The sequence below is a fragment of the Serratia sp. LS-1 genome (assembly GCF_003719595.1).
Lineage (GTDB): Bacteria > Pseudomonadota > Gammaproteobacteria > Enterobacterales > Enterobacteriaceae > Serratia > Serratia ureilytica.
The window spans coordinates 1,703,835-1,717,340 of record NZ_CP033504.1 but is presented as its reverse complement, the minus strand read 5'-3'; the positions used below and the strand labels follow the sequence as shown (position 1 = coordinate 1,717,340).

General features: G+C 59.6%; 12 protein-coding genes. 4 read left to right on the top strand and 8 right to left on the bottom strand.

Going from position 1 to position 13,506, the window contains the following annotated elements; genetic code table 11:
* Positions 1-140: 140 nt before the first annotated feature.
* A complete protein-coding gene (locus EDY99_RS08445) occupies positions 141-1,031 on the bottom strand; it encodes a LysR substrate-binding domain-containing protein (protein WP_033650481.1) in 891 nt (296 codons plus the stop codon).
* 147 nt (positions 1,032-1,178) lie between these two features.
* Here EDY99_RS08445 and EDY99_RS08440 point away from each other — a divergent pair, with 147 nt between their 5' ends.
* Positions 1,179-2,447: an MFS transporter gene (locus EDY99_RS08440; RefSeq protein ID WP_169539675.1), complete on the top strand. Its 1,269-nt coding sequence runs from the start codon at positions 1,179-1,181 to the stop codon at positions 2,445-2,447.
* A gap of 50 nt (positions 2,448-2,497) precedes the next feature.
* Here EDY99_RS08440 and EDY99_RS08435 read toward each other — a convergent pair whose 3' ends face one another.
* Both EDY99_RS08435 and EDY99_RS08430 read right to left on the bottom strand, forming a co-directional pair.
* Positions 2,498-3,784, bottom strand: a complete 1,287-nt coding sequence (locus EDY99_RS08435; protein ID WP_096242211.1) for a glycoside hydrolase family 10 protein — start codon at positions 3,782-3,784, stop codon at positions 2,498-2,500.
* Positions 3,785-3,910: 126 nt separating this feature from the next.
* The gene (locus EDY99_RS08430; protein ID WP_096242210.1) at positions 3,911-5,707 is read right to left on the bottom strand and encodes a glycoside hydrolase family 3 protein; all 1,797 of its coding nucleotides are present in this window, start codon (positions 5,705-5,707) and stop codon (positions 3,911-3,913) included.
* 366 nt (positions 5,708-6,073) lie between these two features.
* On the opposite strand from EDY99_RS08430, the gene tus reads away from it, so the two are divergent.
* On the top strand, positions 6,074-7,012 hold the full coding sequence (tus, locus tag EDY99_RS08425) for a DNA replication terminus site-binding protein (protein ID WP_033642973.1): 939 nt from the start codon (positions 6,074-6,076) through the stop codon (positions 7,010-7,012).
* Here the strand turns inward: tus and EDY99_RS08420 are convergent.
* The 5 genes from EDY99_RS08420 to EDY99_RS24565 form a co-directional block, all read right to left on the bottom strand.
* On the bottom strand, positions 7,002-7,370 hold the full coding sequence (locus tag EDY99_RS08420; protein WP_028128189.1) for a VOC family protein: 369 nt from the start codon (positions 7,368-7,370) through the stop codon (positions 7,002-7,004). The two genes, tus and EDY99_RS08420, sit on opposite strands and share 11 nt — an antisense overlap.
* Positions 7,371-7,460: 90 nt before the next feature.
* On the bottom strand, positions 7,461-8,150 hold the full coding sequence (locus tag EDY99_RS08415; protein ID WP_123061660.1) for a YafY family protein: 690 nt from the start codon (positions 8,148-8,150) through the stop codon (positions 7,461-7,463).
* A 61-nt stretch (positions 8,151-8,211) separates the two neighbouring features.
* Positions 8,212-9,609, bottom strand: coding sequence for a class II fumarate hydratase (gene fumC, locus EDY99_RS08410; protein ID WP_033650487.1), 1,398 nt, complete (start codon positions 9,607-9,609; stop codon positions 8,212-8,214).
* Between the two features lie 228 nt (positions 9,610-9,837).
* Positions 9,838-10,170, bottom strand: a complete 333-nt coding sequence (locus tag EDY99_RS08405) for a hypothetical protein (RefSeq protein WP_123061659.1) — start codon at positions 10,168-10,170, stop codon at positions 9,838-9,840.
* A 33-nt stretch (positions 10,171-10,203) separates the two neighbouring features.
* Positions 10,204-10,470, bottom strand: coding sequence for a hypothetical protein (locus EDY99_RS24565; protein WP_154231695.1), 267 nt, complete (start codon positions 10,468-10,470; stop codon positions 10,204-10,206).
* Positions 10,471-10,646: 176 nt separating this feature from the next.
* Between EDY99_RS24565 and manA the strand changes: the two genes are divergently transcribed.
* Together manA and EDY99_RS08395 are read left to right on the top strand one after the other, a co-directional pair.
* A complete protein-coding gene (gene manA, locus EDY99_RS08400) occupies positions 10,647-11,825 on the top strand; it encodes a mannose-6-phosphate isomerase (RefSeq protein ID WP_033642968.1) in 1,179 nt (392 codons plus the stop codon).
* A gap of 141 nt (positions 11,826-11,966) precedes the next feature.
* Positions 11,967-13,499 carry a YdgA family protein gene (locus EDY99_RS08395; protein WP_123061658.1) on the top strand — a complete coding sequence of 511 codons (1,533 nt, stop codon included), beginning with the start codon at positions 11,967-11,969 and terminating at the stop codon, positions 13,497-13,499.
* Positions 13,500-13,506: the final 7 nt, after the last annotated feature.

Sequence of the window (13,506 nt, the reverse complement as noted above, 5' to 3'; positions counted from 1 at the left end):
TTCGCGCTTCTAAATAAAGACTAGGGGTTATGGTGGGGCTTTTGTCATACAGCGTCAACTATTTGATTCGTTATGTGATTTGCTGCACAAATTCCTCGCAATTTCAGCGCGAATTGATTTTTATTTGCCCAATCTCAACGTCATTTCAGCATCAACGCCATCAGCGCCTGCGCCGCGGCGGTCAGCGGCCGTCGGCGGTGATGCACCAGCCACACTTCGGTCGTGGCGTCCGGCTCCGCCAGCGGCAAATAACGCACGCCGTCCACCCGCACCCGGGCGAAAGATGCCGGCAGAATCGAGACCCCCAATCCGGCGGAGACCAAACCGATGATGGTCATCGCTTCCCCCACTTCCTGAGTGATATACGGGGTAATGCCGGCCTTGCCGAGCAGCAGCAGAATTTCGTCATACAGCGCCGTGCCCACTTCGCGCGAGAAGAACACGAACGGCTCCTGCGCCAGGTGTTGAAAACGCAGCGCGCCGCCGGGCGTTTCCGCCAGCGGATGCCCCTCCGGCACCACCGCCACCAGCGGTTCGCGCAGCAGCAGCTGATAGTGCAGCGCTTCCGGCAGCCGCGTGTTGCGCATTACCCCCAGATCCAGCTCACCGTTCAGCAGCGGTTCGATCTGCTGTTTGGTGTTGATTTCGCGCATCTTGATGTGCACCTGCGGAGAATGCTGACGGAAAGCGCGCAGGCTGCGCGCCACCACGCCGATAAACGGTGCGGAAGAGGTAAAGCCGATGGTCATTTCCCCCAGTTCGCCGCGATCCAGGCGCGCCGCCTTTTCCGCCGCGCGGCCGACCTGATCGAGCACCTGATAGGCTTCTTTGAGGAACATCTCCCCGGCCTGCGTCAAGCTGACGTTGCGATTGTTGCGCGCCAGCAGCCGCGCGCCGACCATATCCTCCAGCGCCTGGATTTGCTGGCTGAGCGGCGGCTGGGAGATACGCAGCCGCTCCGCGGCGCGGCCAAAATGCAGCTCTTCCGCCACGGCGATAAAGTAACGCAGGTGTCTCAACTCGATATTCATATTTAAAAAGTCTTAATTGTAATTATTAATATATTAGACAAAAAAATCGCCGCTCCCTATCATTTTGTTATCTGCAAAGTGTCTGTTTATCTCCCCGAAGTTCGGTAAGGAAACGCTGTGACAACCCCTGTGCGTTCTGCGGCCGTGATGCCGTCGACGCTGGCCGCCAACGATGACGCGGCCGCTGCGCCAAAAGTAAAACGCTCCACCCTCAACAACAAACTCCCCTATATCGAACGCGGCACGCCGCAGTTTATGCGCGTAACGCTGGCGCTGTTTTCCGCCGGGCTGGCGACCTTCGCGTTGCTTTACTGCGTGCAGCCGATCCTGCCGGTGCTGTCGCAAGATTTCGGCGTCTCGCCGGCCGAAAGCAGCCTGTCGCTCTCGGTCTCTACCGGCCTGCTGGCGATCGGCCTGATGTTCACCGGGCCGCTGTCCGACGCCATCGGCCGTAAGTCGGTGATGGTGGTGGCGCTGTTGCTGGCGGCAGTCTGCACGCTGATTTGCGCCTTTATGACCAGTTGGCACGGCATTTTGCTGATGCGCGCGCTGATCGGCCTGTCGCTGAGCGGCGTGGCGGCGGTCGGCATGACCTATCTCAGCGAAGAGATCCATCCCAGCTTCGTCGCCTTCTCGATGGGGTTGTACATCAGCGGCAATTCGATCGGCGGCATGAGCGGCCGCCTGGTGACCGGGGTGTTGACCGACTTCTTCTCCTGGCGCGTCTCGCTCGGGGTCATCGGTTTGTTCGCCCTCGCCGCCGCCTTCATGTTCTGGCGCATTCTGCCCGCTTCGCGGCATTTTCGCGCCAGCTCGCTGCGCCCTCGCACGCTGCTGATCAACTTCAAACTGCATTGGCACGATAAGGGGCTGCCGCTGCTGTTCGCAGAAGGCTTTCTGCTGATGGGCAGCTTCGTCACCCTGTTCAACTACATCGGTTATCGCCTGCTGGCGGATCCTTATCATCTGAGCCAGGCGATCGTCGGCCTGCTGTCGGTGGTCTACCTCACCGGTTCCTACAGCTCGCCCAAGGCCGGGGCGCTCACCTCGCGCTTCGGGCGCGGCCCGGTGCTGCTGGCGTCGATCGTGATTATGCTGATCGGGATTCTGATTACCGCGTTGCCGCAGGTGCCGGCGATCTTTATCGGCATGATGCTGTTCACCGCCGGTTTCTTCGCCGCCCACTCGGTGGCCAGCAGCTGGATCGGCCGCCGTGCGCGCCGCGCCAAAGGCCAGGCGTCGTCACTGTATCTGTTCTGTTATTACGTCGGCTCGAGCGTGGCCGGGACCCTCGGCGGCGTGTTCTGGCACAGTTTCGGCTGGAATGGCGTGGCGGCGTTCATCAGCCTGATGCTGTTGCTGGCGCTGCTGGTGGTGCATTACCTGAAGCGCCTGCCGGAAGCGGCGCGCCTGTGAATAAAAAAGCCGCGGTGGATTACCGCGGCTCGCTATGCCAATGCCGGTGATTATTGACCGGTTTTCCAGCGGGTGCGCAGGTACTCCACGGCCTTATCCGTTTGCGGCTCGGTCAGATAACGTTGCCGGAACAGGATGGTTCCCCCCATCCCCGGCAAGCTCTCGTTGAGATCCAACTGCCTTTTCAGCTCAGGAACGCCGCCGTCGACGGTCCATGCCGGTTCGCTCGCCGATGGCGTGCCCACTTTATACAGCGCCACCCCGGCATAAAGCCGAACCGGCGTGTCTTTCACCACCTCGGCCCACCAGTTGGCCAGCACGTCGTAGCGAACTATTTCACGATCGAAAGGCCAGTACAGCTGCGGTGCGATGTAGTCGAGCAGCCCCAGTTTGACCCACTGGCGCGTATCGGCATAGGCCGCATCGTACGATGGCGCGCCGGCCTGAGTCGCCGAGCCGGCGGGATCGTCCGCTTTGTTTCGCCAGACGCCCGCCGGGCTGATGCCAAACGCGACAGCGGGCTTTAGCGCCCTGACGGTGGCTGAAACCTGTTTTATCAATTGCAGCGTATTGTCTCTTCGCCAACTGGCCTTGTCTGCAAACCCTTTGCCGTATTCGCGATACGTCTTTTCATCATCCAGCGGCGATTGCGGCGTCTCATAATAGAAATAATCGTCAAATTGAATGCCGTCGACGTCATAGTTTTTGACGACTTCAGCCACCACGCCGGTGATCCAGTTGCGCACGTCGGGTAAGCCAGGATCGAGCGCAAAGCGGTCGTTGGCCGTACGTATCCAGTCGGGATGCAGCGCATAGACGCTGGCCGGCGGAGACTGCAGCGTTTGATTAAGGGCATCAATCGTTTGCTGCCGGGTATTCATGGAAACCCGATAAGGATTCAGCCAGGCGTGCACTTTGATGCCGCGCCGGTGCGCTTCTTTCAGCATAAAGGCCAGCGGATCGTAACCCGGATCCTGGCCCACGGTGCCGGTCAAGACCTCCGACCAGGGCAAGATGTCAGAACGCCACAGGGCCGTTCCGTCCGGTTTAACCTGAAAATACACCGTGTTAATCCCGGTTTTCACCATGTCGTCCAGTGCGTCCGTCAGCGCCTGCTGCTGCAGGCGAATTCGCTCTGGCGCGGTTTCCGCTTTCAGGGAGGCCGCCGGCGGCCAGTCCAGCCCCATGACGGTGGCCAGCCAGATGCCCCGCATCGGTGTGACCGGCGGTGCAGGCTGCGGAGGCTTTTCCGGCTCAGGGGGTTTGGCGCATCCGCTCACGCCCAGCATGGCGGCCATCAACAGCCATCCGCCTAGTTTTGTTGCGCCTGTCGGCATAAATGTTCTCCTTCCGTGAGTGACGGTTATCCCATGTCGTATCGTGCAGAGCAAGAAACCGCCCGCTTTATCAACGCTATCCCGCGACCGGCGTCGCCCTTTCTGACGACGCCGGTACTTGTCCCATTACCAGCTCAGCCCCGTCCCGCGAGGGAACGCCACCTTGCCCGTATTGGTTTCCTCATCGTAGTCATGCCAGGTGTTGACCGGCAGTTTGCCCTGCGGTTTGATTTTCCCCGTCAGCACCTGTGCCAGAGATATCATCGAGGGACCGCGCCATACGCCGCTGTCATACCCGTAGTAAGAATAGGTGGCGACGGCAGCATCCACGTCTGCGGCATAGTTCACGATATCGTAAGGCGCGCGCAATGAGAGGTGAACGCGTTTTTTCCCCTGCTCGGCGGCGTATTTCAACCAGCCCGGATAAGGACTGGTATCATTAGCCGCCCCGGTTGCGGAGGTCACGACCCCATCCTGCTCGGCAGGCGTAAAGCGAGTCGAAAGCGTGCCGAGCAGGAACACGTCGCAATCGGCAATATGCGCCCTGATTTGGGCATCGCTCAGTTCCGTTTCCTTCGCGGCAACGACGTTCTGGTAGCCCTCCTGCGCCATCACGTTAGCGATGCCTTTGGCCTGCTCACCCCACGGGGTCAGGATAAAATAGCGCAGCGCCTTGTCTTTCAACGGCAGCAGGCTGTGGCGGTTAATGACCACGGTAATGGAGCGATCGGCGATGCGTTTTTCCAGCTTATGCGCTGAGGACGAAACGCTGCTGGAACAAGGGGCCTCGCGATGCCCCATCAGGTGATGGCGTAATTTGAGGCGCAAAATGCGCTCGACCGAAGCATCGATATCGGCCTCGTTGAGATGCCCTGTTTTCACCCGGTCCGCAAGGTAACGAATCAGGTCCGGCAGCAGGTTAGCCTGGGCCGGCGAAGCGATGCTGACAGGCATCAGGGCGATATCCACCCCGGCGGCAAAGACGTTTTCAGCCGCCCCTTGCTGGCTGAAATGCTCAGCAATCGCCCCCATATCCAGCGCATCTGAAATCGTTACGCCGGCATAACCCAGCTCATCGCGCAGGATGCGGGTCTGAATTTCATGCGACATGGTGGCCGGCACCGTGATTTTTTCGCCGCTGCGGGTGTCGATCTGGCGGTTATCCAGCGCGGGGTACTGAATATGCGCGGTCATGACCATGTCCGGCGCCGCACAGCGGTCAATGGCCTGTTTGTAAGGCGCGATATCGATGGCAAACGCCTCTTCCCGCGTACGGTCGACGCGCGGCAAACCGGTATGCGAGTCGGTGGAGGTGCTGCCATGGCCAGGGAAGTGTTTGTAAGCGGTGATAAGCCCTTGCTGCTTCATCCCCGCCACCATTTTCTCGGCCAGGTGGGAAACGGCGTTCTTATCATCGCTGAAGGCGCGAACGTTAATCACCGGGTTGAACGGGTTGGTGTTGACGTCCACAACCGGTGCAAAGTTGGTATTGATATGCAACGCGCGCATATCCTGGGCCATCAGTTCGCCCTGTTCAACGGCGAGCTGTTTATCCGCGCCGCCCTCAATCGCCGCGGCGAGCGCCATATTGCCGGGGAATGAGGCATAGTCGCCGCGCGGCAGCCGGAAAACGTTACCGCCCTCGTTATCCGTGCCAATGAACAGGCGGATGCCGGCGTGGGTTTTCATCGCGGCATACCAGGCCGTTAACGTATTGATCTGCTGCTTATCTTTCAGATTATTGGCAAACAGGATCACCCCGCCCACATGGTTATCGGTGATCAGCTTGCCAATGGCTTCATCGGGAACGGTCATATCCTGATTGCTGCTACCGTTCCGATCCCAGTAGCGAAAATCCAGCATGATTTTTTGCCCGATCTTCTCTTCCAGCGTCATGTTTTTGACTTTCTGTTTAATATCCACAGTAAACCTCCTGTTAAAGCACCCGTTAATGACAGAAGAAAAGATAACCCCAAGGGCTCATAGCGTCCTGCCATTCTGTTTGTTCCAGCGTTTGGACAACGGCAAACGGGAAATGGATTAAACAGAAGACAAACGAACAGGAAAAAATCCATCAATGAATCAAAACCATAAGAAGAGCAGGTTTATTTTCGACAATCACACTTGCCCGCATGCGTAGCAGACGAGCGAGAGAATTCCCCCTGCTGCCCGCCCTATTTCCCCCTGGTAAGCCGGGTGGGCAGTTAAGCCGAGTATTGTCCCATTGCCGATGTTGCCCCCAGTCCGCTACTCCCCTATAGTATGTTGTAACTAAAATAGGGGCATATGATGAGCAAATACGATGTGATTGGCCGGATGAACGCCTGCTTTGCCGAACTGGAGCAAGCCCTCGGCGCATTGCAGCAGCAGATAACCCCGCTGCGGCTGCTGGCGGCGCGGGTGTTCAGCCTGCCGGAGGTAGAAAAAGGCCAGGAACATCAGGCCATTTCGCATATCGCGGTCGAGCAGCATGTGGGGCAAGCGGCGCGCGATCTGGCGCTGGAACACTATCAGCGGCTCTTCATCCACCATAACCGTGAGAATGTCAGCAGCAAGGCCGCCGTGCGCCTGCCCGGCGTCATCTGTCTGGCGGTGGAGCAACCGGAGTATCAGGCGCTGCAGGCGCAGCTGGCGCTGATCAACCGCCTGAAAGGCGAACTGGAGCAGATTATCACCGTCGATTCCGGCCTGGCGCCGGAGCAGCGTTTCGAATTCGTGCACACCCATTTGCACGGGCTGATTACCCTCAGCGCCTACCGCACCCTCACCGCCCTGACCAATCCCGACTCGGTGCGCTTCGGCTGGGCCAACAAGCACATCATCAAAAACGTCAAACGGGACGACATCCTGGCGCAGCTGGAGAAAAGTCTGAAAGCCGGCCGCGCGGTGCCGCCGCACAGCCGTGAACAGTGGGCCGCCCTGGTCAGCCGCGAAATAGACGATGTCAGCCGTCTGCCGCAGCATGCGACGTTGAAAATCAAGCGGCCGGTCAAAGTGCAGCCGATCGCCCGCGTGTGGTATCAGCAGCAGCAAAAGCAGGTGCAACACCCCTGCCCGCTGCCGCTGATCGCCCTGTGTCAGGTTGAAAGCGGCGCTGCGGTGCCGAAGATCGGCGAACTGCTCAACTACGACGCCGACGCAGTAAAGCATCGCTACAAACCCGACGCCAGGCCGCTGCGGCTGCTGGTGCCGCGCCTGCACCTGTATACCGACGGCACTACTCGCTGAGGGCATATACCCGCAGGCGATGACCGTCCGGATCCCGCGCCACAAAGGTGTAGCCGAATTCCATTTCGGTTGGCGTTTGCTCGATAGGCAGCCCGAGCTCGCGCCACTGGTTATAGCGCGCCTCCACCTCTTGCGGATCCTGGCATAAAAAGCCCAGTTCACCGCCGCCGCCGGTCAGCGTGGCGGCGGGTTTTACCCCCTGTTTGGCCCACATCCCGAGCTTGAAGCCGTTGTTGAGCACGAACAGGGCAAAGCCGGGAGAAAGCTCTACCGGCGCCTGCCCCAGCAGGCGTTGATAAAAGGCGGCGCTGTTGAGCGGGTTATCGACGTAAAGCAGGGTCATGCTGGGAAGGGTCATCGGTCTGTCCTCTGGGTGATGGGAACCGGTTGGTTCCCGATAGGCACAGACTAAAGGAGGCGACTGACAGTTTATGGCAGCAGCGTGTCGTTATTGTTCCGCAATGCCTTCGCTCAACCGCCACTCTTTCAACAGTCGCCGCCGGCCATGCGGATAACGCTGTTCAAGCGGCGTGGCGGCCTGAATGCGATCGAGGCGAAAATGACGAAAGGCCTGACGCAACTCACACCAGGCAACCAGCATCTGGAACTGGTCGAAAAAGCCCAGCGCAAAGGGCCACAGCAGGCGTTCGCTGCGCTGCCCCGCCAGGTCGAGATAGTCGATATGCAGCTTGCGCTCGCGGCGGATGCTGTCACGGATTAACACCCGCATCTCATCCGCCACCGGCGGCGACTGAGCCGGTGCGATAAGCAGCGTGTTGGCCTCCAGCTCCTCCCGCAGCGCCGTCGGCAGCACCGCGGCGATCTTGGCGAGCGCCTGGCCCGCGGCGCTCGCCAACTGGCTGTCGCCGCGGCGGCTGACCCAGCGCATGCCCAGCACCAGCGCTTCTATTTCCGCTTGCGAGAACATCAGCGGCGGCAGCATAAAACCGGGGCGCAGCACATAGCCGAGCCCCGCTTCGCCGACGATCTCCGCTCCCTGCTGCTGCAGCGTGGCGATATCGCGGTAAAGCGTACGCATGCTGATGCCCAGCGTCTGCGCCAACGCATGGCCCGCCACCGGATAGCGGTGGCTGCGCAACAGCTGCATCAGATCGAGTAAACGTTGTGCGCGCAACATCTTAATTTCTCCATAAAAAAGGGGCTTACCTCAGTAAGCCCCCGGTTGCCTCACAGATCAATTATTTCTGCATGCTGCCGACCATCGCCTCCGGGCGCACCCATTCATCGAACTGCGCTTCGGTCAGATAGCCGAGCTTCAGCGCCGCGGCTTTCAACGTCAGCCCTTCCTTGTGCGCTTTCTTGGCGATTTCCGCCGCTTTGTCATAACCGATATGGGTGTTGAGCGCCGTCACCAGCATCAGCGATTCATTCAGCAACTGGGTGATGCGATCGCGGTTCGGTTCGATGCCCACCGCGCAGTGCTCGTTGAAGCCCTGCATACCGTCGGCCAGCAGGCGGATCGACTGCAGGTAGTTGTGGATCACCATCGGGCGGAACACGTTCAGCTCGAAGTTGCCGGAAGCGCCGCCGATATTCACCGCCACGTCGTTGCCCAGCACCTGCGCGCACAGCATGGTCATCGCTTCGCACTGGGTCGGGTTGACCTTGCCCGGCATGATGGAGCTGCCCGGCTCGTTCTCCGGGATCGAGATCTCGCCGATGCCGCAGCGCGGGCCGGACGCTAGCCAGCGCACGTCGTTGGCGATCTTCATCAGCGAAGCCGCCAGCCCTTTCAGCGCGCCGTGCCCCTGCACCAGCGCATCGCAGGTCGCCAACGCTTCGAACTTGTTCGGCGCGGTGACGAACGGCTGATGGGTCAACTCCGCCAGCGCTTTAGCGACGCGCACGGCGTACTCCGGATGGGTGTTCAGGCCGGTGCCGACCGCCGTGCCGCCCAGCGCCAGCTCGGCGATGTGCGGGATGCTGTCTTCGATGTGTTTCAGATTGTGCGCCAGCATCGCCGCCCAGCCGGAGATTTCCTGGCCCAGGGTCAGCGGCGTGGCGTCCTGCAGGTGGGTGCGGCCGATTTTGACGATGCCGCGGTAGGCTTCGGCCTTGTCGCTCAGCGTCTTGTGCAGCACTTTCAGCTCGGGGATCAGGTGCTCGCGCAGCGCAATCACCGCCGCCACGTGCATCGCGGTGGGAAACACGTCGTTGGAGCTCTGACTTTTATTGACGTCGTCGTTCGGATGCACCTTGCGCTCTTCACCGCGCACGCCGCCCAGCAGCTCGCTGGCTCGGTTGGCCAACACTTCGTTCATGTTCATGTTGGTCTGAGTGCCGGAGCCGGTTTGCCAGATGGACAGCGGGAACTGGTCGGCATGGCTGCCCGCCAGCACTTCGTCGGCAGCGTTGATGATGGCGGCGCCCCGCTCGGCCGGCAGCAGCCCCAGGTCCACGTTCACCTGCGCGGCGGCGCGCTTGGTCAACGCCAGCGCATGGATCAGCGCGGTCGGCATCTTTTCGGAGGAAATGCGGAAATGCGCCAATGAGCGCTGGGTCTGTGCGCCCCACAGCTTGTCGGCCGGTACTTCGATGGGGCCCATGGAGTCTTTTTCGATACGAACGCCTGCCATCATTGTCTCCTTAGCATAATTCCTAAAATTGTAGGGTTAGGCCGACGCGCTACCCCCCGTCGGCACGCATTCCCAGTATAGTGACATAATAACTATTCGCATTAAGAGAGTTATCTCACAGCACGATTCATCTCTTTTACCCATTCATGACGCGGTTATTTGCCGTCGGTTAACCCGTGCCGAAATAAAGGCGAAGAAAGTACCGGGATAATAAACGCGGAGATGAAATTAACGCACGTGACGCGAATTAAAATTATTGATGCGCTGCGTCTGTAAGTGATTGAGTTCATCGATCCGCTGCTGTTGCAAATGATTGATCTCATCGTAGGCATCCTGCCGTTCATTATGGCGATACGCCCCGGTCGCCACCGCGCCGGCGGTGAGCGCCAGCGGATGCGCCACGGGTGCAGTCACGGCGGGAAGCGCGACCGGTGCGGGCGCAACGACGATCGGCGCCGGCGTTATCACCACGGCGCGCGGGGCCACGTAGGGATAGGTGACGATCACCGCCCCCTGGGCCGCCCCGGTGCAAAGCCCCAACAACAGCAACCATTTTTTCATGCATCAGACCTCTCATTTCGTTAAATCGACTCGTTAACGGCTACGGTAAAGCGGTCTGTCGTTCAGGTTTAAGCTCGGCGTGTGATCGCCCGACTTGGCGCAAAAATAATAATAAGGGAATGGCTCAGAAGGTAAAAAATAAATTCCGCCGACATACTTTGACATGCCGATAAATAAATAATGACGTAGAAATCCTGCGCTGTCGGCAATAATTTCTTTCCCTCCCATCAACGATCGATTGGCGGATTTATCGGGCCCTCTTGAGGCCGGTGAGCCATTTGAGACGCCGATCGTTATCACGCTATACTCTGGCCGCGTGGCCGGACGCAACCTTATCCGGCGTTGTTTTGATCGCGCCCATGAGGGTTCCTGCCGACGCGGGCGTATGATGGTTGTCGGCACAGATGAAGCGAATCGTATAAAATCAGTAAGTTATTGCCATTAGTGCGGCAATGACGCAAAGGACGTTTATCGACATGCAAAAAATGACCAACGCGGTACAGAATTACGCCTGGGGCAGCCACGATGCGCTGACCCGTCTTTACGGCATCGCCAACCCGGATAATCAGCCGATGGCCGAACTGTGGATGGGCGCCCATCCCAAGAGCCCTTCCCGCGTGCCCGGCGCCGATGGCGCACTGCGTTCGCTGCGCTGTCTTATCGATGAAGACCAGCCAAAGCAGCTGGGCGCTGACGTCGCCAGCCGCTTTGGCGAGTTGCCGTTCCTGTTTAAAGTGCTCTGCGCCGATCAACCGCTGTCTATCCAGGTCCACCCGAGCAAAGCGGCGGCCGAGATCGGCTTCGCGAAAGAGAACGCCGCCGGCATCCCGCTGAGCGCCGCCGAACGCAACTATAAAGATCCCAATCACAAGCCCGAGCTGGTCTTCGCCCTGACGCCGTTCCTGGCGATGAACGGCTTTCGCGAACTGACCGATATCGTCTCCCTGCTGCAGCCGATCGCCGGCGCGCACCACGATATCGCCACCTTCCTGCAGCAGCCGGACACCGCCCATCTGTCTACCCTGTTCGCCAGCCTGTTGACGATGAGCGGCGAGCAAAAGTCGCTGGCGCTCGGCGTGCTGAAAGCCGCGCTCAACAACCAGCAGGGTGAACCCTGGGATACCGTGCGCTTCATCGCCGGTTTCTATCCGGACGACAGCGGTCTGTTCTCACCGCTGCTGCTGAACGTGGTGCAGCTCGCGCCGGGCGAGGCGATGTTCCTGTATGCCGAAACGCCGCACGCCTATCTGAAAGGCGTGGCGCTGGAGGTGATGGCCAACTCGGACAACGTGCTGCGCGCCGGCCTGACGCCGAAATTTATCGACGTGCCCGAGCTGCTGGCCAACCTGCAGTTCCGCCCGCAGCCGGCGTCCGGCCTGCTGACCCAACCGGAGCGGCGCGGCAACGAACTGTTCTTCCCGATCCCGGTGGAAGATTTCGCCTTCTCGCTGCACGATTTGACCGCCGCGCCGCAGGCGCTCGCGCAACGGAGCGCGGCTATCGTGTTCTGCGTCAGCGGCGAAGCGACGCTGGAAAAATCCGGGCAGCGCCTGACGCTCAAACCGGGTGAATCCTGCTTTATCGGCGCCTTCGAATCGCCGGTCAACGTCAGCGGCAGCGGCCGCATCGCCCGGGTTTATAACCAACTGGCCTAACCGTTGATAAATTTCAGCAAATTGCTTGCTGAAAGCGAGAGCTGCCCCCACAATTAAACGCCTGCGGGCGTTTTTTGTCGGCCCACATTTGCCCCCTCCCTCGCAACGGAGGGTTATAAGAAAAAAGGATGAAACAGAGCTATGAAAAAATCGTTAGTCGCTGTCAGCGTCATTGTCGTTCTTGGCGCAGCATGGACCGGGGCATCCTGGTACACCGGGAAACAGATCGAGCAGCACATGGGCGAAGTCGTCGACAACGCCAACGGCCAACTGAAAGCCTACCTGCCGAAAGCCGGCGTCAAGCTGAGCTATGAAAATTACCAGCGCGGCCTGTTCAGCAGTAAAGTGCGTTATGTGCTGCGTTCCGACGGCACGGATACCAGCGAAAACGCGGCGCTGAAAGCCGGTGAAGAAGTGGCGTTCCTGGAAACCATCGATCACGGTCCGTTCCCGTTCGCGCAGCTGAAAAAATTCAACCTGCTGCCGAGCATGGCGTCGGTGCATACCGAGCTGGAAAACACCCCGGCGGTGAAAGGCCTGTTTGAAACCACCAAAGGCAAATCGCTGTTTACCGCCGATTCGCGCATCTCCTACAGCGGCGATACCGCGTCCACCATCGACTTTATCCCACTGGACTACCAGAAGGATAAGTCTTCGCTGAAATTCAGCGGCGCCACCATTGACGCCGACGTGTCCCGCGATCTGAAAAAAATCGCGCTGGACGCCAATAGCGACACTATCGTGTTCGCCAGCCCGAACGAATTCGGCCAAAACGAGCAGATCACCTTCCAGGGCTTCAACCTGAAAGGCAACAGCAACGAAAGCAAGTTCGGCGTGAAGCTCGGCGATCAAACGATGACCCTGAAGCAGTTCAAACTGACGATCGACGGTAAAGACACCGTGGCGTTGGACGGTTTCAATCTGGTGAGCAAGTTCGGCGAGCAAGGCAGCAGCAATATCGGCGGCCAGATCGATTACACCATGGACGCGCTCAAGGTGCAGGGCAACGACTTCGGCGCCGGTAAACTGACGCTGAAAATCGACAACGTCGACGGCAAGGCGCTGAAAGACTTCTCCGACAGCTACAACCGCCAAACCATGGCGCTGCTGCAGCAGGGCGAGAACCTGGATCCGGACGTCTACGAACAGCAGACCTCCGAGATGCTGCAAAAGAACCTGCCGCTGCTGCTGAAAGGCAACCCAAGCCTCAGCATCGCCCCGCTGAGCTGGAAAAACAGCAAGGGTGAGAGCATCTTCACGCTGGATCTGGCGATGACCGATCCGAGCAAGGCCGCCTCCCCGGCACAGTCGCCGGATCAAGTGATCGCTCAGGCGGTTAAAAAGCTGGATCTCAGCCTGACCATTCCGGAAGCGATGGCCACCGAAGTGACCGCGAAGACCGCCTTGTTGCAGGGTTACAATGAGGAAGACGCGCAGAAACTGGCGCAGCAGCAAGTGCAGGGCCTGGCGGCCATGGGTCAGATGTTCAAGCTGACCACCCAGAAAGACGGCGTGATCGCGAGCAAGTTCCACTACGCTGACAATCAGGTTGACCTGAACGGCAACAAAATGTCGCTGCAGGAGTTCATCAGCCAGTTCGCCATGCTGGGCGCCCCGGCGGAAGACGCTGAACCGGCGCAGGAAGCGGAACCCGCTCCGGCACCGGCGCAGTAATCGCCTG